Annotated in this window: 19 protein-coding genes and 1 other RNA gene; 1 reads left to right on the forward strand and 19 read right to left on the reverse strand. The window is 63.4% G+C overall.

Translation table 11 applies throughout. The features are described from left to right. Positions 1-216: 216 nt before the first annotated feature. From murB to mraZ, 12 genes are read right to left on the reverse strand one after another with little or no spacing between them, the layout of a single operon-like run. Positions 217-1,182, reverse strand: a complete 966-nt coding sequence (murB, locus tag AC1DX6_RS07630; RefSeq protein WP_477312131.1) for a UDP-N-acetylmuramate dehydrogenase — start codon at positions 1,180-1,182, stop codon at positions 217-219. Continuing rightward, a complete protein-coding gene (gene murC / locus AC1DX6_RS07635) occupies positions 1,179-2,585 on the reverse strand; it encodes a UDP-N-acetylmuramate--L-alanine ligase (RefSeq protein WP_477312132.1) in 1,407 nt (468 codons plus the stop codon). Before murC ends, murB begins: the two co-directional genes overlap by 4 nt. Next, on the reverse strand, positions 2,582-3,709 hold the full coding sequence (gene murG, locus AC1DX6_RS07640; protein ID WP_477312133.1) for an undecaprenyldiphospho-muramoylpentapeptide beta-N-acetylglucosaminyltransferase: 1,128 nt from the start codon (positions 3,707-3,709) through the stop codon (positions 2,582-2,584). The genes murC and murG overlap by 4 nt, the downstream gene beginning before the upstream one ends. 1 nt (position 3,710) lies before the next feature. After that, positions 3,711-4,862 carry a putative lipid II flippase FtsW gene (ftsW, locus tag AC1DX6_RS07645; RefSeq protein ID WP_477312134.1) on the reverse strand — a complete coding sequence of 384 codons (1,152 nt, stop codon included), beginning with the start codon at positions 4,860-4,862 and terminating at the stop codon, positions 3,711-3,713. Beyond that, positions 4,862-6,262 (reverse strand): UDP-N-acetylmuramoyl-L-alanine--D-glutamate ligase, encoded by a 1,401-nt coding sequence (gene murD / locus AC1DX6_RS07650; protein ID WP_477312135.1) that lies wholly within the window; start codon positions 6,260-6,262, stop codon positions 4,862-4,864. The genes ftsW and murD overlap by 1 nt, the downstream gene beginning before the upstream one ends. Positions 6,263-6,270: 8 nt before the next feature. Then, positions 6,271-7,353, reverse strand: coding sequence for a phospho-N-acetylmuramoyl-pentapeptide-transferase (gene mraY, locus AC1DX6_RS07655; protein WP_477312136.1), 1,083 nt, complete (start codon positions 7,351-7,353; stop codon positions 6,271-6,273). A gap of 26 nt (positions 7,354-7,379) precedes the next feature. Then, on the reverse strand, positions 7,380-8,813 hold the full coding sequence (locus AC1DX6_RS07660; RefSeq protein WP_477312137.1) for a UDP-N-acetylmuramoylalanyl-D-glutamyl-2,6-diaminopimelate--D-alanyl-D-alanine ligase: 1,434 nt from the start codon (positions 8,811-8,813) through the stop codon (positions 7,380-7,382). Next, a complete protein-coding gene (locus AC1DX6_RS07665) occupies positions 8,810-10,264 on the reverse strand; it encodes a UDP-N-acetylmuramoyl-L-alanyl-D-glutamate--2,6-diaminopimelate ligase (protein ID WP_477312138.1) in 1,455 nt (484 codons plus the stop codon). The genes AC1DX6_RS07660 and AC1DX6_RS07665 overlap by 4 nt, the downstream gene beginning before the upstream one ends. Positions 10,265-10,318: 54 nt before the next feature. Further along, positions 10,319-12,046: a peptidoglycan D,D-transpeptidase FtsI family protein gene (locus AC1DX6_RS07670; protein WP_477312139.1), complete on the reverse strand. Its 1,728-nt coding sequence runs from the start codon at positions 12,044-12,046 to the stop codon at positions 10,319-10,321. Continuing rightward, the gene (ftsL, locus tag AC1DX6_RS07675; RefSeq protein WP_477312140.1) at positions 12,043-12,438 is read right to left on the reverse strand and encodes a cell division protein FtsL; all 396 of its coding nucleotides are present in this window, start codon (positions 12,436-12,438) and stop codon (positions 12,043-12,045) included. Before ftsL ends, AC1DX6_RS07670 begins: the two co-directional genes overlap by 4 nt. A gap of 4 nt (positions 12,439-12,442) precedes the next feature. Beyond that, positions 12,443-13,459 carry a 16S rRNA (cytosine(1402)-N(4))-methyltransferase RsmH gene (gene rsmH / locus AC1DX6_RS07680; RefSeq protein WP_477312141.1) on the reverse strand — a complete coding sequence of 339 codons (1,017 nt, stop codon included), beginning with the start codon at positions 13,457-13,459 and terminating at the stop codon, positions 12,443-12,445. Continuing rightward, positions 13,456-13,914, reverse strand: a complete 459-nt coding sequence (gene mraZ, locus AC1DX6_RS07685; protein ID WP_477312142.1) for a division/cell wall cluster transcriptional repressor MraZ — start codon at positions 13,912-13,914, stop codon at positions 13,456-13,458. Before mraZ ends, rsmH begins: the two co-directional genes overlap by 4 nt. A 409-nt stretch (positions 13,915-14,323) precedes the next feature. Between mraZ and AC1DX6_RS07690 the strand changes: the two genes are divergently transcribed. Continuing rightward, a complete protein-coding gene (locus AC1DX6_RS07690) occupies positions 14,324-15,439 on the forward strand; it encodes a cystathionine gamma-lyase (protein WP_477312143.1) in 1,116 nt (371 codons plus the stop codon). A gap of 9 nt (positions 15,440-15,448) precedes the next feature. Here the strand turns inward: AC1DX6_RS07690 and AC1DX6_RS07695 are convergent, their stop codons facing one another. The 7 genes from AC1DX6_RS07695 to AC1DX6_RS07725 form a co-directional block, all read right to left on the reverse strand. Continuing rightward, positions 15,449-15,748, reverse strand: a complete 300-nt coding sequence (locus AC1DX6_RS07695; protein WP_477312144.1) for a type II toxin-antitoxin system RelE/ParE family toxin — start codon at positions 15,746-15,748, stop codon at positions 15,449-15,451. Further along, positions 15,745-16,020, reverse strand: a complete 276-nt coding sequence (locus AC1DX6_RS07700) for a type II toxin-antitoxin system ParD family antitoxin (protein ID WP_477231952.1) — start codon at positions 16,018-16,020, stop codon at positions 15,745-15,747. Before AC1DX6_RS07700 ends, AC1DX6_RS07695 begins: the two co-directional genes overlap by 4 nt. A gap of 176 nt (positions 16,021-16,196) precedes the next feature. Continuing rightward, positions 16,197-16,619, reverse strand: an RNA gene (gene rnpB / locus AC1DX6_RS07705) — RNase P RNA component class A. Between the two features lie 80 nt (positions 16,620-16,699). Beyond that, entirely contained in the window at positions 16,700-17,404 is a 705-nt protein-coding gene (locus tag AC1DX6_RS07710; protein ID WP_477312145.1) for a lytic transglycosylase domain-containing protein, read from the reverse strand. A gap of 186 nt (positions 17,405-17,590) precedes the next feature. After that, positions 17,591-18,358 carry an N-acetylmuramoyl-L-alanine amidase gene (locus tag AC1DX6_RS07715; protein ID WP_477312146.1) on the reverse strand — a complete coding sequence of 256 codons (768 nt, stop codon included), beginning with the start codon at positions 18,356-18,358 and terminating at the stop codon, positions 17,591-17,593. After that, positions 18,355-19,074: a TerB family tellurite resistance protein gene (locus AC1DX6_RS07720; protein WP_477312147.1), complete on the reverse strand. Its 720-nt coding sequence runs from the start codon at positions 19,072-19,074 to the stop codon at positions 18,355-18,357. The genes AC1DX6_RS07715 and AC1DX6_RS07720 overlap by 4 nt, the downstream gene beginning before the upstream one ends. A 186-nt stretch (positions 19,075-19,260) precedes the next feature. Next, a complete protein-coding gene (locus tag AC1DX6_RS07725; protein ID WP_477312148.1) occupies positions 19,261-19,464 on the reverse strand; it encodes a hypothetical protein in 204 nt (67 codons plus the stop codon). Positions 19,465-19,618 lie beyond the last annotated feature (154 nt).

Consider the following 19,618-nt stretch of genomic DNA (forward strand, 5'->3'; position numbering starts at 1 on the left):
GGAAAACGCGAGTGACGCGTCGCAACGACTCAAATCAGGAAACGCTTGAGGGCAGAGAATCAGAGAGTTGATTCGCTGGCAAGTGCTTACGATTCCGAGAGATTCACTTTCCGTGAAAACGACCGTAAAAAGCGCGTTGTTGAGTCTTTGCAGCAACGGTCGTGCGGCTATTTCAGGCCGTTTGAAGTTAAAGTATCACGCGAACTTCAGGTTGCGCTAAAGCAGTAGCCCGAGGAATTCCTGCACCTCATGGCCAGGCCGGAAGTTGCCGATGCGCTTGATCTCCCACTGCAGCCGGATGCCGGATTTTTCGAGCACCCGGGCGCGCACCGTCTCGCCCAGATATTCGAGGTCGTAGCCGGTCGCGGTTCCAGTGTTGATCATGAAGTTGCAATGCATCGGCGACATCTGCGCGCCGCCGATCATCAGCCCGCGGCAGCCGGCCTTGTCGATCTCTTTCCATGCCGACGTGCCGTCCGGATTCTTGAAGGTCGAGCCACCGGTCTTCTCGCGGATCGGCTGCACCGTTTCGCGATGGTTCTGCACGGCATCCATCGCCGCCTTGATCGCTGCCTTGTCTTCCAGGGCCCCTTCGAACACGGCCGACGTGAAGATCAGCCCGGACGGTGCCGCCGAGTGACGATAGGCGTAGCCCATATCGGCATTGCTCAGCGTATGAACGCTGCCCTTGCGGTCGAGCGCCCGCACCTCGACGACGCGCTCGCGCGTCTCAACGCCATTGGCGCCGGCGTTCATCCGCAGCGCGCCACCGACGGCGCCCGGAATGCCATGGTAGAAATGAAAGCCGCCAATGCCCGCCTCATAGGCAAGTGCCGCCACGCGCTTGTCGGGCGTAGCAGCGCCGGCCCTGATCGTCGTCGGGCCGATAATCTCGGCTTCGCCAAAGCCCTTGGCCGAAAGCCGGATGACAAAACCCGGAATGCCGCCGTCGCGCACCAGAAGGTTCGAGCCGACGCCGACGACGGTCAGCGGAATGTCTTCGGGAACCGCCTTCAGGAACGCGGCGAGATCGTCCTCGTCGGCCGGCTGGAACAGAGCCTCGGCGAGCCCGCCGGCGCGAAACCAGGTGATCTTGTCCATCTCGGCATTGGGCGTGATGCGGCCGCGCAGGCCGGCAAGCCGATCGCCAAGTCCGTCGATCAAGGCCTGGCCGCGCATCATGAGACCGTTCCGCCAAGATCCTTGGGCAGCGCATAGGCCCATTGGGTGATGTTGCCGGCGCCGAGGAAGACGACGAAATCGCCGGGCTTGGCCAGATCGCGTATGACGGGCGCAATCGTGGCAGGACCTTCGATGTAGCGCGCGTCGCGATGGCCGCCGGAGCGGATGCGCGACACCAGCGCCTCGGAGGTCACCCCGTCGATCGGCTCCTCGCCGGCCGCATAGACCGGCGCCACCATCACCGTGTCGGCATCGTTGAAGCAGACGGAGAACTCGTCGAACAGATCATGCAGCCGGGTGAAGCGGTGCGGCTGGGCAATGGCGATGACGCGGCCGTCAGTGGCGCTGCGCGCCGCCTTCAGCACTGCGGTGATCTCCACTGGATGATGGCCATAATCGTCGAACACCTCGACGCCATTCCACGAACCGGTATGGGTGAAGCGTCGCTTGACGCCGGCGAAGGACGACAGGCCTTTCTTGATCGCCTCCGAGGAAAGGCCGAGCTCATGCGCGACCGCGATCGCCGCCGTCGCGTTGGAGACATTGTGGCGACCGGGCATCGGCAAGCGCAGGCCGGCGATCGTAATCGGGCCACGGCCCTTGCGGTCGCGGATCACCACGTCGAACTCCGAGATCGCACCCGCCATGCGGTGGTTGGTGAAGCGCACATCGGCCTGAGCGTTCTCACCATAGGTGATGACGCGGCGGTCCTCGATACGGCTGACCAGCGCCTGCACTTCCGGGTGGTCGGTGCACATGACGCCAAAGCCGTAGAACGGCACGTTCTCGACGAACTGGCGAAAGGCCTCGCGCACCTTGTCGAAACTACCGTAGTGATCGAGATGTTCGGGATCGATGTTGGTGACGACGGCAATCTCGGCCGGCAGCTTCAGGAAAGTGCCGTCGCTCTCGTCGGCCTCGACCACCATCCATTCGCCGTCGCCCATGCGGGCGTTGGTGCCATAGGCATTGATGATGCCGCCATTGATCACCGTCGGGTCGAGCCCGCCGGCTTCCAGCAGCGTCGCCACCATCGAGGTCGTCGTCGTCTTGCCATGCGTGCCGCCGATGGCGACAGCCTGCCGGAAGCGCATCAATTCGGCCAGCATTTCGGCGCGACGCACAATCGGCAGCAGCTTTTCACGCGCGGCCTTCAGTTCCGGATTGGATTTCTTGATCGCGGTCGACACGACCACCACTTCGGCGTCGCCGATGTTCTCGGCCTTGTGACCGACGAAGCACTCGATGCCCTTGTCGCGCAGCCGCTGCACATTGGCGCTGTCGGCCTGGTCGGAGCCTTGCACCTTGTAGCCAAGATTGTGCAGCACCTCGGCGATGCCGCTCATGCCGATGCCGCCAATGCCGATGAAATGCACAAGGCCGATCGTCTCCGGCATCTTCATGCGTGCGTCCCCTTCCTGAATTCCGAAACGGTTTTCCTGGACGCAATAGCCTCTGTCAGATCGGCGAGCAACCGCGCCGCGTCCGGTTTTCCAGCCGATCTGGCGGCCGCCGCCATGGCAGCCAGCCGGGCCGGATCCTGCATCAACCCGCCGATCAAGCTAGCGATGCGCTCGGGCGACAGTGTGGACTGCTGATGCACTTCCGCCCCGCCTGCCGCAGCAAGGGCCGCAGCATTGGCCGCCTGGTCATGATCGAGCGCATGCGGATACGGTACCAGCAGCGCCGGCCGGCCGATCACGGCGATTTCCGACACAGTGGACGCACCGGAGCGCGACATCACCAGCTGTGCTGCCGCCATGCGCGCCGCCATATCGGTGAAGAACGGCGACACTTGCACGTCGACGCCAAGCGCCGCATAGGCCGTCTTCACCCGCGCCACGTCGTCGGCACGCGCCTGTTGGGTAATCACCAGCCGCTTGCGCAGCCCTTCCGGCAGCAACGCGATAGCCGCCGGCACCGCATCAGAAAAGAACTGCGCGCCCTGGCTGCCGCCGAACACCAGCAGTCGGAATGGTTCTTCCCCGACCGATGCGGCGTAGGGCATCTTTGCGGCTTCCAGAACTTGCGGCCGGACCGGATTGCCGGTCGTCACCGTCTTGGCGCCTGCCGCACTTGCATCTTCGGGCAAAAAGCCGCCGGCGATGGCGTCGACACGGGCAGCCAGCGCCCGGTTGGCCCGACCCATCACCGCGTTCTGCTCATGGATCAGCGTCGGCACCTTGCGCCTTGTCGCCGCATAGAGCGGCGGCAGCGTCGGGTAGCCGCCGAAACCGACGACGGCGTCGGGCTTGATCCTGCCGATAATGGCTGAGGCCTGCCGCACCCCGCGCCAGATCTTCCAGAAGGCGGCGAGCACCGCCACCGGGTTCTTCGAACCCATGGTCGCCGACTGGATCGGATGGACGGCTGCCGCCGGGAAATGGCCGGCAAAGCGCTCGGCGCGGTCGTCGGTGGCCAGATGCACCTTCCAGCCGCGCTCGTTCAGCTCGTGCGCCAGTGCCTCGGCCGGGAACAGATGCCCGCCCGTGCCGCCAGCCGCCAGAAGGATCACGCCCTTCGACATCTCACTCCGCCGGCATGGCGCGTTGCGACAGGGCAAAGCCCATCTGCTTGCGCTTTTCCGGCCGCCTGCGCGTCAGCGCCAGCACCATACCCATCGAGATGGCAATGGCGATCTGCGAGGAGCCGCCATAGGAGATGAACGGCAGCGTCATGCCCTTGGCCGGCATCAGCTGCAAATTGACAGCCATGTTGATGACCGACTGCAGGCCAAAGACGGTGACCAGGCCGCCAACGGCATAGCGGGTGAAATCGTCGTGCTCCTTCAGTGCGGTACTCAGGCCGCGCAGCACGATAAAGGCGAAGATCGACATGATGAAGAAGCACATGATCAGTCCGAATTCCTCGCCGGCGACCGAAAAGACGAAGTCGGCGTGGCTGTCCGGGATCACCCGCTTGACAGTGCCCTCGCCCGGTCCGACGCCGAACCAGCCGCCATTGATCAGCGCTTCGCGGCCCATGTCGACCTGGAACGTGTCACCCTCGCCAGTGACGAACTTGTCGATGCGAGCGGCGACGTGCGGAAACACCGAATAGGCGGCGAACACGCCGCCGAGGCCGGCGGCGCCGAGTGCGATGATCCACATCCACGGCAGACCGGCCATGAAGAACATCACGCCCCAGGTGCCGAGCACAAGCATGGTCTGGCCGAGATCGGGCTGCGCCACCAAAAGCGAAATGACCAGCGCCAAAAGCAGCATGGCGAACAGATTGCCCGGAATATCGGGCTGGCGCTTGTGTTCGGCAAACAGCCAGGCGCACATGATGACGAAGGCGGGTTTCAGGAATTCGGAGGGCTGGATCGACAGGCCGGCAAACGACACCCAGCGCCGCGCGCCTTTCACCTCGACGCCGACATAGAGAACCACCACCATCAGCACCAGCATGATGCACAGCATGACCAGCGCCATGCGCCGGATCTGCCGGGATTCGAGGAAGGAGACGGCCAGCATCACGCCGAGTGCCGGCACGGTGAAGATGATCTGCCTGGTCGCGAAGTGGAAACTGTCGAGGCCGATGCGTTCGGCCACCGCCGGGCTCGCCGCGAAGGAGAGCACGATGCCGAGCCCCATCAGCGACAGGAACGCCGCCAGGAACCAGCGATCGATGGTCCACCACCAGGTCGCTACCGGACTTTTGTCGAGACGGCTTTGCATTATCGTGCCCCTCCGATGGGTTTCACGCCCTCGATAGCATTCGCAGCTTGCCTGAAGGCTTCGCCGCGCACTTCGAAATTCTTGAACTGGTCGAAACTGGCGCAGGCGGGCGAGAGCAGCACCACCACCTCGCCGCTGTCGTCATTTACCGCATCGCGCGCCGCGTGCTCGACCGCGGCGGCAAGCGTGCCCGATATTTCGTAAGGCACAGCTTCGCCCAGCGTCGCCGAGAAGGCGGGGGCCGCCTCGCCGATCAGATAGGCCCTGGCGATGCGCGGGAAGAAGCCGCGCAAGGGTTCGATGCCGCCCTCCTTGGGCAGGCCGCCGGCGATCCAGTAGATGCGCGGAAAGCTCGACAGGGCCGGTGCCGCCGCGTCGGCGTTGGTCGCCTTGGAATCGTTGACGAACAGGACATGGTCCTTGCGGCCGACCTGCTCCATGCGGTGCGCCAGTCCGGGAAAGCTCTCCAATCCCGACTGGATCTCGCCGAGGTCCAGCCCGACCTTGAGGCAGGCAGCGACAGCGGCCAGCGCGTTTTGCGCATTGTGCTGGCCGCGCAGCGAGCCGATGCCTTCGAGAAAGGCAACGCGGCTGTAGCGGCCGTGCACGGCTTCCATCAGATTGGAGCCGTCGGCGAAGTAGCCGTCGGTCAGCGGCAGGCGCTTGGAAATGCGGATCACCTGCTTGCCCGCCCGCTCCAGCCTGTCGGCGATCTGGGCGCACCAGGAATCGTCGATGCCGACGACGGCCGTCTCGCTGCCGGCCACCAGCCGCTCCTTGATCGAAGCGTAGTGCTGCATGGTGCCGTGCCGGTCGAGATGGTCGGGCGTCAGGTTGAGCAGGATGCCGGCCGTCGGGTTGATCGAGGGCGCGAGATCAATCTGGTAGGACGAGCACTCGACCACATAGTGCCGGTCAGGCTGCGGCGGATCGAGCGTCATGATCGCGCGACCGATATTGCCGCCCATCTGCGTATCGCGCCCGGCCGATTTGAGAATATGCGCGGTCAGCGCCGTCGTCGTCGACTTGCCGTTGGTGCCGGTGATGGCAATGAACGGTGCTGTCGGCGCACGGGCGATGCGTTCGCGGCAGAATAGCTCGATGTCGCCGATCACCTCGACGCCGGCGCCACGCGCCAACTCGACCGTCCAGTGCGGCTTCGGATGCGTCAGCGGCACGCCGGGCGACAGCACGAAGGCCGAAAACCCCGCCCAATCGGCGCCGCGCAGGTCGGCGGTCGCAATGCCGAGCGCTGCTGCCTTGCCGACGCTGTCGGGATTGTCGTCCCAGGCAAGAACATCCGCCCCACCCTCGATCAGCGCGCGCGCTGTGGCGATCCCCGAGCCGCCGAGCCCGAAGAGCGAAACACGCTTGCCTGCGAAGGATGCGGCGGGGATCAAGCGATCTCCTATCTCAGCTTGAGGGTCGACAGGCCGACCAGTGCCAGGATCACGGCGATAATCCAGAAGCGGATCACCACCTGGCTTTCGGTCCATCCGAGCTTTTCGAAATGATGGTGGATCGGCGCCATCAGGAACACGCGCTTGCCGGTCATCTTGAAGTAGCCGACCTGGATGATGACCGACAGGATTTCGACGACAAACAGGCCGCCGACGATGACCAGCACGATCTCATGCTTGGTCGCCACCGCAACCGTGCCGATCAGCCCGCCCATCGCCAGCGAACCGGTGTCGCCCATGAAGATCGCGGCAGGCGGTGCATTGAACCACAGGAAGCCGAGGCCGGCGCCGATCACCGAGCCGAGAACCACCGCCAGCTCGCCGGTACCGGGGACGAAATGGATCTGCAGATATTCGGCGAACACGGCATTGCCGGAGAGATAGGCGATGACGCCGAAGGATGCCGCCGCAATCATGATCGGCACGATCGCCAACCCGTCGAGGCCGTCGGTCAGGTTCACCGCATTGCCGGCGCCGACGATGACGAAACAGGAGAACGGAACGAAGAACCAGCCGAGATTGACGATGAATTCCTTGGCGAAGGGAAAGGTCAGCGACGACGAGAACGGCGCCTGGCCGTTGTGCATGATCACCCAGGCGGCAATGCCGGCGATGACAAATTCCAGCGCCAGCCGCGCCTTGCCGGAAAAGCCGAGATGCGACTGCTTGGTCACCTTGAGATAGTCGTCGTAGAAACCGATGGAGCCGAAGCCCAGCGTCACCAGCAGCACCACCCAGACATAGATGCTGGAAAGGTTCGCCCACAACAGCGACGAGCCGACGATGCCGCACAGGATCATCAGCCCGCCCATGGTCGGCGTACCGGCCTTCTTGAAGTGGGTTTGCGGCCCGTCGGCACGGATCGGCTGGCCCTTGCCTTGCCGCAACCTGAGCGAATTGATGATGGTCGGTCCAAAAATGAAAACGATCAGCGCCGAGGTGATCAGCGCCCCGCCGGTACGAAAAGTGATGTAGCGGAAGACGTTGAAGACAGAGACTTTGTCCGCAAAATCAACGAGCAATGTAAACATGCGATTCCGTCCCCCGGACCCGACCCCTAGGTCTGTTTGCTGGTTGTGGCTTCCGCCGGAAATTTGCCGAGCAGCGCGTCGACCAGCTTTGAAAAACCGATGCCCTTCGACGATTTGATCATGACCACGTCGCCGGCCTTCAATGCCGACAACAGCACCGGCTTCAAATCTTCGGCGCCGGCGCGATATTCCGTCTTGATGTCGTCGGGCAAGATGTCGGCCAGCGCCTGCATTTCCGGGCCGCCGAGAAAGACCGTGCGCGTCTCGGTGCCGACGATGAGGTCGGCCAGCGCTGCATGCAGCTTTGCCGAATGGCCGCCGAGTTCCAGCATGTCGCCGAGCACGGCGATGCGCCGGCCTTCGCCCGTGACAGGCGTCGCATTGAGCAGCGCCATCGCCGCGTCCATCGACGCCGGATTGGCGTTGTAGCTCTCGTCGATCAGCGTGATCGGCCCCTTGGGGTGGCGCAGCACATGGCGCTTGCCACGGCCGCGTTCCGCCGAAAGATCGGCCAGCGCCGAGGCCACCTTGGCAAGGTCGGCGCCAACCAGATGCGCCGCACCCAGCACCGCCAGCACATTCTGCACCATGTGGCGGCCTGGCGCGCCGATGCTGGCGGCAACCTCGTGGCCATCGACCCTGGCGATGATGTCGGAATGATCGGCATGCAGCACGCATTTGGCCAGCTTGAAGGTCGAGCGTGCGTTTTCGCCAAAGCCGAAGACGTGCTCGACGCCGGCAGAGCGCGCCATTTTGTCCAACAGCTTCCAGCGTGGATCGTCGCGGTTGAGCACGGCCGCGCCGTCGGGCTCGATCCCTTCGAATATCTCGGCCTTGGCCCTGGCGATCTCGTCCAGATTTTTGAAGAAACCAAGATGGGCTGCCGCGATCAGCGTGACGATGGCGACATGTGGCCGTACCATCTTGACCAGCGGCCGGATTTCGCCGGGATGGTTCATGCCGATCTCGAACACGGCATAGTCGCAATCCTCGGGCATCCGCGCCAGCGTCAGCGGCACGCCCCAGTGATTGTTGAACGACTGCGCCGATGCATGCACCTTGCCGACGGCGGACAGCACATGGCGCAACGCTTCCTTGGTGGTGGTCTTGCCGGCGGAGCCAGTCACGGCGATGATTTTGGCGTTCGAACGCGCGCGCGCCGCGACGCCGAGCTTTTCCAGCGCCGCCAGCACATCCTCGACGACGATCATCGGCGCCGTCAGCCGCCCGAGCGACGGCAATTTGCCTTCGGCCACGACCAGCACGCCAGCGCCGGCCTTGATCGCCGCGGTCGCGAAATCATGACCATCCATCGCCTCGCCCTTGATGGCGAAGAAGGCATCGCCCGGCTGCAGGCTGCGGCTGTCGATCGAAATGCCGGAAATGCCTTCCGGCATCGGGCCAAGCGGCCGTCCGTCCATGGCGGCGACCAGCGCGTCGGCGGTCCACAGGAAACTCATGCGGCGCGCTCCCGCAGCGCCGCGCGCACTTCCTCATGATCGGAGAAGTGCAACGTCTCAGCACCGATGGTCTGGCCTTCCTCGTGGCCCTTTCCGGCCACGATCAGCGTGTCGCCGGCGTGCAGCATGGCCACCGCTTCGTGGATCGCCTGGCGCCGGTCGCCGATCTCGATGGCGCCGGGCGCGGCAGCAAGGATCGCGGCGCGGATCGTTTCCGGCACTTCCGAGCGCGGATTGTCGTCGGTGACGATGACGACATCGGCAAGCCGGGTGGCGATCTCGCCCATGATCGGCCTTTTGCCGCGGTCGCGGTCGCCGCCGCAGCCGAACACGACGATGACGCGGCCGGTGGTGAACGGCCGCACCGAGGCCAGCACATTTTCCAGCGCATCCGGCTTGTGCGCATAATCAACATAGACCGGCGCGCCATGGGCGGTGGTGCCGACAAGGTCGAGCCGGCCCGGCGCACCCTTCAGTTTTTCCAATGCCATCAAGGCTTTGGCGGCAGGTGTTCCAGTCGAAATGGCGAGACCGGCCGAAACCAGCGCATTGGAAATCTGGAAATCGCCGGCCAGCGGCAGGTCGACCTCATACAAAATGCCATCGGCTTCGACCTCGGCACGCTGGCGATGGCGCTCGTGCTCGACCCGCTTCAGCCGCAGGAAATCGCCGTGCCGGCCGACCGTCAGCACGGTCAGTCCTGCCGCCTGTGCCGCGCGAACCGTCGGCTCCGACCACGGGTCGTCGGCGAAGATCACCGCCGGCGCCCCCTTGGGCAGCAGCGTATCGAACAGGCGCAGTTTGGCGCGATGATAGTCCTCGACCGTCGGATGATAGTCCATGTGGTCGCGGCCGAGATTGGTGAAACCGCCGGCGGCGAGCTTCACACCGTCGAGGCGGCGCTGGTCGAGACCGTGGCTGGAGGCTTCCATCGACGCGTGGGTGACGCCGGCATCGGCCAATTCCCTGAGCAACTGGTGCAGCGCCACCGGATCGGGCGTGGTCAACGAGCCATATTCGTTGCGGCCCGGCGCCACCACGCCGGTGGTGCCGATGGAAGCGGCGGCAAAGCCCGCCTGCTCCCAGATCTGCCTGGTGAAGGCGGCGACCGAGGTCTTGCCGCTGGTGCCGGTCACTGCGACCATGGTTTGCGGTTGCCCGCCAAAGAAGCGAGCGGCACTCAGCGCCAGCGCAAGGCGGGGATCATCGACGGAAAGAACCGGGATCGGCAGGCCGGCAACGGCACTGCCCTTGCCCGCCACGATCGCCGCCGCGCCCCGGCTGGCGGCGTCGGCGGCGTAGACCGCGCCATCCGCCTTGGTTCCCGCGAGCGCGAAAAAGACCACGCCCGGTCTTGCCTGGCGCGAATCCGACGTAATCTCGGTAACCTCCATGTCGGGGGAAGCTGTTCCCTCGATAGGCAGGATACCGGCTAGATCTTTCAGCTGCATCGAGTTCCGTTCATTGCAACAAAATAGCGCGCAGTTGCCGGCGCGCCCCAAGAATCACTGATAGGACACCAGCGTTGCACCATTTTCATGGCTGAAATCTGGCTTCACGCCAAGCATCGAAGCCGAACGGCGGATGATGTTCGCAACAATTGGCGCCGCATTCGAGCCTGCGGTGGCACCCATGCCGGGTTTTTCCGGCTTCGGCTCGTCGATAATCGACAAAACGATGTATTGCGGATCGTCCATCGGGAAGGAAGCGACGAAGGCGTTGAAACGCACCGTCGACGAGTAGCGGCCGTTGATGACCTTCTCGGCCGTTCCGGTCTTGCCGCCGACGCGATAGCCAGGAACCCTGGCGTTTTTGCCAGAACCCTTCTCGGCGTTGAGCGAATAGAGATAGCGCATGCCTTCGACGGTCTTTTCGTTGACCACTTTCTTGGCCACCGTCATCGCCTGCTCTTGCGTGCGTGGCAGGAAAGTCGGCTCGATCAGATAGCCGCCATTCATCAGCGCGGCGCAACCGACCGCCGTCTGCAGCGGCGTCGTCGACACGCCATGACCAAAGGCGATGGTGATCGAGTTCACCTTCTTCCACACCTTGGGCTCGGTCGGGCGCGCGACTTCCGGCAGTTCGGTCTGCATCTTCTCGAGAATGCCCATGCGATGCAGGAATTCGCGGTGGCCCTCGATGCCCACCACATCGGCTTCCCTGGCCGAGCCGATGTTGGAGGAATAGATGAACACCTCCGGCACGCTCAGCACCCGGTTCTTGCCGTGGAAGTCATGAATGGTCTGGTGGCCGATCTGGATCGGATGCGAGGCATCGAACCGGCTTTCCATCGTCACCTTGCCGGAATCGAGCGCCATGGCGGTGGTGAAGCTCTTGAAGGTCGACCCCATTTCGTAGAGGCCGGCCGACATGCGGTTCAGCCGGTCCTTGTCCTGCGCATTGTAGGGATTGTTGGGGTCGAAATCCGGCACCGAGGCCATCGCCACCACTTCGCCGGTCTTGACGTTGAGCACCACGGCGCCGGCGGCGATGGCATGATATTTTTCCATGCCGTTGGCAATCTCGTCGCGCACGATGTGCTGGACGCGCAGATCGACCGAAAGCTGCACCGGCTTCAAATCCTTGGCTATCGCCAGGCCCGAGGCCTGAAGGTCGCTCAGCCCCTGCTCGTCAATATACTTCTCCATGCCGGAGATGCCCTGATTGTCGATGTTGGTGAGGCCGACAATGTAGGACGAGGTTTCGCCGGCCGGATAGAACCGGCGCTTTTCGGTGCGAAAGCCAAAACCGGGAATGCCAAGCTGCATAATGTCGGCCTGCTGCTTGGGCGTCAGCTGCCGCTGCAGCCAGACGAAGCCGGCGCCGCTCTTCAGTTTGTGGTAAGTCTGCTCGTAGTCGATCTCGGGAAGCACCGTCGACAGCTTTTCGATCGCCTCATCGGCGTCGACGATGCGGCGCGGTTCGGCAAACAGCGACGCGGTCTTGATGTCCGTGGCCAGCACTTCGCCATTGCGGTCGACGATATCGGGCCGCGACGCCGTCACCCGGCTCTGCGGACCACCCGACAGGTCGGGGTTCTGGAAGCCGAGATAGACAAGCCGCCCGGCGATGGTCGAATAGATGCCGAAGAACACCGCCATCGTCATCACGATGCGGGTCTTGGCCTTGCCGCCGGTCGCCTTGCGGGCGCCGTCGACGACGATCGAGCCGTCTTCGCCCGATTTTGCGCGACGCTTCAGCAGCCTGCCCATCGTTGGCAATTTGGCGATCATTGAACGATGCCTCCGGTCACCACCGGGTCCTTGCCACCAGAGGGCCCCTTGCCGGAATTATCGGCCATGCCGCCCAGCCGCTGTGACGAAAGGTCCTCGATGTTGACCGGCTTTGCCGGCAACTCATCGAGCCCAACGATCTGGCGTGCATTGACCGGCTCGAGCGCGAGCTGCGATTTGTAGAGTTCAGCGAGCTTCTGCAGGCGCGAAGGCTGGGTGAGCAGGCTCCAGTCGGCCTTGAGCAGGTCGATCGTATCCTCCTCGTAGCGAATCTGCGCCTCGATCTTCTGCACCGACGCCAATTGTTCCTCGGCCTCGCGCTTGGTCTTGTAGGTCAGAGCCGCGGCCGAAACCATGACGGCGATCAGGACTATGTCGCTGGTACGAAACACGTGCTCACCTCTCTCTCGGCCGATCGATGCCGGGAAGCTTTGGAAGGCCGAAAATGGAAAAATCACCGGCGCGCGCCGGCGCCTCGGTGCGGATCGCAGCCCGCAGCCTTGCCGAGCGCGCCCGCGGATTGGCTGATGTCTCGGCGTCGCCAGGCGTCACGCCGCCACCGGCCTTGCCGAACGTCGCCAGGCGCGTATGCGCTTCGGGCAGGTGCCGCGAGCCGGTCGCGGCATCGGCGCGGTCGGCGATGAAACGCTTGACGATGCGATCTTCCAGCGAATGGAACGTCACCACCACAAGCCGCCCGCCCGGCTTCAGCGCGCGTTCGGCCGCAAACAGCGCCTTGGCCAGTTCGCCCAGTTCATCATTGACGAAAATGCGCAGCGCCTGGAAGACGCGGGTTGCCGGATGGATCTTGTCCTTGGGCGCACGGCCGATATGCGTTTCGATGGCGTCGGCGAGGTCCAGCGTGCGCTCGAACGGATGTTTTTCGCGACGGCTCTCGATCATGCGCGCAATGCGGCCGGCATGGCGCTCTTCGCCGAGGAAGCCGAAGATGCGGGCAAGGTCGCCCATCTTGAAGGAGTTGACGACGTCGGCGGCGCTGAGGCCCGCCTGGGCCATGCGCATGTCGAGTGGCCCGTCAGAGCGGAACGAAAAGCCGCGCTCCGCCTGGTCGATCTGCATTGAGGAGACGCCGATATCGAGCACCACCCCGTCGGCGCTTTTAACCTGCTCGTCCAACGTCGAGAACGGAGCCTGGACAAGCTTGAGCCTGCCGCCCGACTGCTGTTCGAGGGCGCGTCCTGCCGCAATGGCATCCGGATCGCGGTCGATGGCCACGACCGACGCGCCGGTTGCCAGGATCGCCTTGGTGTAGCCACCGGCGCCGAACGTGCCGTCGACGATCACATCGCCGGGTTTTGGCGCAAGCGCCTCCAGCACTTCGGCAAGGAGGACCGGAATGTGACGGGTCGGTCCGCCAACGGCGCTGGTATCATCGCCGTGACCCGCCATCATTCCGGCCGCTCCCCAGGCTTCGTCCCCTGCCGAAGCTGCAAAAGCCGGGCGCGCGCCTGCGCCCCATAGGCGGCAAGCTGTCCCGGCTCCCAGATCTGAAAGAAATTGCCGCGGCCGACAAAGGCCACTTCCGCCGAAATGCCGGTGTGCTCGCGGATGAAGTCGCTCATCGTGATGCGACCGTCCTGGTCGAGCTTCAGGAACGTTCCGTCGCCATGGCAGAAGAACGACATGTCGTCCGCCGTCTGCAAAAAAGGGTCTTCCAGCGCAATGCGCTGTTCGTAGCGATCGAGCAGGTCGAGCCCGCCGACATCCATCGCCGGGACATCCAGGCAGCGCAGCGCATAGAGTTCCGAATAGCCGCGCTTCTGCACGACCGCGCGGAAATGCGCCGGAACGGAGACCCGTCCCTTCGCATCGATCCTGTTCACCGCGCTTGACAGAAACCGGTCCATTACGCGTTACAGCCGCTTCCGCCGCCGCACCCCTTTCCATCTTGTCGTCCGCGCCGCCGCTGCGCGTCCCCTGCCGAAACTTTGCTTCATTTCCAAAGGCGAAACCCCGCAAACGCACAGCCGCCTCGGCTGCCCGATTGGCGTACGCTTCACCCTGACGCGGAACGAAGGCTTTGGTATCGAAATGGGATATCATGGGGCACTATGGGCGTCAACGGGAACAAGCTTCACAAACGCACGCGCCACAACCGCTGAGAGCAGCTTTGACGGCACTCCCGTCTTTATCCTCCATTAAGCCTAACGAAGCGTTTAGAGCCGCCTGGCCCAAGCGGACGGCGCTTGCTGCAAGCCGTAGCCAGACGCTAGGGTCGGCCGCATTCCCCGGCCAAGAAACAAGGTTTGAAAATCGATGTCCGAAACCGCCAGGTCACGCGCTGCGGCCCTTCCCCATCTGCGTCGCGACAGACTTGCCATGGGCGACCCGATTCCGCTGCCCTTGACCATGGCCGCGATTTTTCACGCGCCCGGCGACGCCACCGGCTTTGATCAGTACGGCCGCTTCTCGAACCCGACCTGGGATGCGGTCGAGCATATGCTGGCGCATCTGGAAGATGCGCCATGCGTCGCCTTCCCCTCCGGAATGGCCGCGATCTCGGCGGTGTTTTTTGGCCTGCTCAAGGCCGGCGACCGGATCCTTCTGCCTTCGGATGGTTATCACACCACCAGGGCGCTGGCGGAGCGCTACCTCAAATCGTTCGGCATCAGCTACGACGTCCGGCCGACATCGACCTTCCTCGATGGTGGTTTCGACGGCTATCGCCTCGCCTTCGTCGAAACCCCCGCCAATCCCGGGTTGGACATCTGCGACATTGCGGCTGTCGCCGAAGCCGCTCACAGCGCAGGCGCGCTCCTCGTCGTCGACAACACGACGATGACGCCGTTCGGCCAGCGCCCGCTCGATCTCGGCGCCGATATCGTCATTGCCGCCGACACCAAGGCGCCCAACGGCCATTCCGACGTGCTGTTCGGCCATGTCGCCAGCCGCAATGCCGACATCATCGCCGCCGTGACCGACTGGCGTGAGACTTCCGGCGCCATTCCCGGACCGTTCGAAGCGTGGCTGGTGCATCGCGGCCTCGAAACGCTGGATGTGCGTTTCGACCGCATGTGTTCTTCCGCCGAAGTGATAGCGCGGCGGCTGAAAGACCACGGCGCGGTCAGCGGCCTGCGCTACCCCGGCCTGGAAGGCGATCCATCGCACAATCTCGCCCGCGCCCAGATGGAGCGCTTCGGCTTCCTCATCTCCTTCGTGCTGGCTTCTGAGGACAAGGCAGAGGATTTCATCAACAATTGCGTGCTGATGCAGGCAGCTACATCCTTCGGCGGCGTCCACACCTCGGCTGAACGGCGATCGAAAAGAGGCGACGCCGTCGCGCCCGGCTTCGTTCGCCTGTCGGTCGGATGCGAGCCGGTGGAAGAGCTTTGGCAGGCGATCGAGGCGTCGCTGGAGACGATCGGCGGCTAAGCCGACCGCTTAGGTGATTTCGTCGGCGTCGATCTTTCGCCTGCCGTGCAAGACACGAACAATCTCAATCGCGTCTTCGCGGACACGGTACAGAATGAGATATTCGCCGACGATCAGATGGCGGATACCGGGTGCGATATCGTCACGCGCAGCGCCTGAATGTGGATAAGTTGCCAGTTGCTGCCAGCGGGCTTCAATCCGGTCGAGCAACCGATCGGCTGCAGCCTCGCTGTCGCGCGCAACATGCAGCCAGATCGCGATCAGGTCATCTTCAGTGCGCGTATTGCGGACGATAGGCAGCAAACTCATGCTGCGTCGTCGCCTCTCAACCGTCTGCGTGCTTCGGCCTTGATCTCATCCATCGACGCAAACCGTCCCGGCCCGCTGTCGATCCCCTCCTGCACCAATTTGCGCAGCTCCTCGACCGTGTAGCCGAGCAGATCGCGCCGGTCTTTCCATTGCCGCAAAGCGTCGCGGATCACCTCGCTGGCAGAGGCATATTCCCCGGCGGCGACCACGTCGTCGACCGCCGCCGCCAGTTCCGGTGACAACGTGATACTGCGCTTGTCGACATGGCCCATGATGGCCTCCTGACGCTATCTATTCGAGCATGGTACGATTTAATCGCACCAATTTCAACAAAACCCGTCATCTCCAGGCCAAGTTGCTTCAGTTTCTGAAGCGGCTGAATCAACAGTCGCGCCCGAAGACGCAACCTGCTGATATCAGCCGATTTCACTGCAATATCGTGGAAAAAATTGCCAGCTGGCCTGTAAGCCGGGTTCTGTATGGCCCTCGCCCCTTGCGGCGCGAGAACGTGGCGGCCATTCATCTTGGGCGCATGTTGCCATGCGCCTCACGCAACCTACCCGAACGGTGAGCCGGAAACAGCCCTCGAGGGTTTCCCCTCGCACCGTCCCTATTCGGTCTTGCTCCCGGTGGGGTTTACCGTGCCGCTCCTGTTGCCAGTCGCGCGGTGGGCTCTTACCCCACCCTTTCACCCTTGCCGCGGATCCCGGCGGCCTTGCGGACGCCGGATGGCCGTGGCGGTTTGCTTTCTGTGGCACTTTCCCTGGGGTCGCCCCCGCCGGCCATTAACCGGCACCGTGTCTCCATGGAGCCCGGACTTTCCTCACCCGCAGCCTTTCGACTTTGCGGGTGCGGCCGCCTGGCCAGCTGGCAAGGCGTATAAAGAGGTTCAGGCTCGAAAACGCAAACGAAAAAGCCGGCAATCAACGCCGGCTCTCATTTCCCTCGCAATCAGAGCGCAGCCATCTGCACCTTGACCTTGCCGCAATAGGCGGCCGACACCGGGTTCATCCGCTTGGCGGCGTGGCCGGCATTGTATTTCAGGATGGTGCCGCAGGTCGTGCCGCCGCCAAGATCCTGCGCCATGGCGAGGTATTTCATGCCGTATTTGATGTTTGTGTCCGGATCGAACAGGCCCTTGACCGAGCCGCTATAGCCCATCATCCGCGCCGTTGCCGGCTTGATCTGCATCAGGCCGATCTCGCCGGCGCTGCCGACCAGATTCGGCCGATAGTTGCTTTCGACGGTGATGACCGCCTTGGCGAGCGACACCGGCACACCGTAGCTTGCGGCATAGCGCGCGACGATCGCCGCGTATTGCCCACCGCCGGCCATCTGCGATACCGACATCGACATCGCTGCGTTCTTCACGCCGATCGACGCCGTTGTCATCCGATCGACCGCCTTCCGGTTGTGCTTGGTATGCCGCCTGGAGCCCGACTTCTTGGTTTTTACTGCAGCCGCCTTTTCCACCTTGGCGATGTTGGTTCTTTTCAGCTTTACAGCATGGCTCGCTTTCGGCGTGGCGGTCTTGCCGGATGCTGCAATGAAACCCTGGTCTGCCCTCTGGCTCAACGGCGCGCCATTGGCCGCACCGATGGCAAAAGTCATTACGCCGGCAGCAACAGCTGCCGTTACAACGGTCAATTTCTGCATGTGGTCCTGTTCTGTCTGAACCGCGCGAAGATCTTCACGCAGCAACACCTAATCAATATCGGAACATCCGGGAGGATAGATGCCCGATAACTTGCACGAGCTGCCTTTGACGGCCGAATTGGCGTCAAACAAGGCAGGGCAAGTCACTTTGAGTGACAGGTTGTAATTTAATGGTCTGGAAAAAGCCTACTTGAACAAAACGGTCCTGGCCGAAGCCAGCAGTTTTTGCAGCGTGCGGATTGTCGAGCCGTCGGCCACGCCATCGACCATGCGTGGCCGGAAATGGCGTTGAAAAGCCTCGACCACGATTTCGGTCTGCCGGTCGAAAACGCCTGATATGTCCACGCCATAACCGTAGAGCGCCAGCATAGATTGCAGCGCCTCGACCTCGGCGCCCGCATCGCCGGCCTTCAGCACAGCACCACGCCTGATCGGCGCCGCCTTGACGATATGGCCGACACCGGCGGCAAAAAGGACCTGCCACGGGAATTTCTCGCCCGGATCGACCTTGCGGCCCGGCGCCACGTCGGAATGGGCGAGTATCCGCTGGGCCGGGATGGCATGGCGCCGGATGATCCCCTTGCACAGGCCGATCACCGCATCGATCTGGCGTCGGGGAAAACCGGGATAGCCGAGCGTATGTCCCGGATTGACGATCTCGATGCCGACCGAACACGAGTTGATGTCGGCGCGTCCGAACCACGAACCCTTGCCGGCGTGCCATGCGCGATCGCTCTCGCGCACCATCTGTACAAGGCGGCCATCCTCGTGAACGAGATAGTGCGAGGAGACCTCACTGGCCGGATCGCATAGCCATGCTTCGGCACCAGCGCCTGTCGCCATGCCGGTATAGTGCAGCACGATCATGTCGGGTCTGAGCGTCTCGCGCCGCGGGCCGAAATTCGGCGATACTCTTACCTCGGCGCTTGGCTCGTCGGGCAGGAAGCCGCTCATGCGTGCCTGAGGCCCCGCTCGATCATCTCATAGGCCGTATTGATGGCCGCAAGCCTCGTCGTTGCGATCTTGATGAACTCCTGTGGCAGGCCGCGCGCGATCAGCCGGTCCGGATGATTGTCCGAAACCAGCTTGCGATAGCGCTTCCTGACTTCCTCGAACGTCTTTCCCCGCTCGATGCCGAGCACCACATAGGGATCGGCGGCGCCAAGATTGACGTGCCGCGCCAGGATGCTTTCGTAATGCGTCTCGTCGATCTTGAAGATCTCTGCGATCCGGTGGAGGAACAGGCCTTCGTGCTCGTGGATCAGGCCGTCGGCCTTGGCGATGTGGAACAGCCCGTCGAGTATGTCCTCCAGCATCATGCAGTTCGCATGGCCCGAACCGCACAGCTGCGCCATGCGCTCGGCATAGGTCTCGAATCCGGCGACATCGCGCTTGGCCAGGTCGTAGAGCCGCGCCACATTGCGCGTCTGCTCCCTCGGCACCTCGAATATTTCCTGGAAGGCGCGCACCTCGTCCTGGGTGACGATACCATCGGCCTTGGCCATCTTGGCCGACAGCGCGATCATCGCCACCGAGAAGGCAACGCGGCGGCGCAGATCCGCATCGCCGGAGAAAACCGTGCGCACGGCCTCCACCACTTCGGCGACGCCCGAAGTGGCCGAAGAGGAAACACGGGTGATGAACTCGCCGAGGCGATCCCAAATCGACATGATGGCTTATTAGGGCCGCCGGCCACTGCTATCAAGCGAAGACAGTGCCGCAGGCCGCGCCAGCCGGCTCACGAAGAGGTCACCAGCTCGACCGCAACCGCGCTGGACCGCCAGGTATCACAAGGAAAAGGCCGGCATAAGCCGGCCTCCTCCCTACTCGTCAGACGAACTTAGTTCGTCACACTGCTACTGCGCAGGGGCAGCAGGAGCCGGTGTTGCCGGAGCCGGTTCAGCAGGCTTCGTTGCATCCGGAGCAGCTGGCTGCAGCGGCTGGTCTGCGGCCGGCGGGTTGGTGCTCTGGGTGGTGGTGGTGTCCGTGCCGTTGTCGCTGCACGCGGCAACGCCGAGCAGGGCCAGGGCGGAAATCGACGCGAGAATGAGCTTTTTCATAAAATCTCTCCTTCAGTACACGCTCACATTGCCGTGAGCGGTCGAGGGGAAAATGCGCCAGCAGGCCATGAGTTTCGTAACGTTGCGTTTCCGCATGTAACATCAAGCGCTTGACCGTTGCCGCCCAAGCCATTGCGAACTAACAGATGGCATC

Source organism: Mesorhizobium sp. P2_C4 (assembly GCF_056404575.1).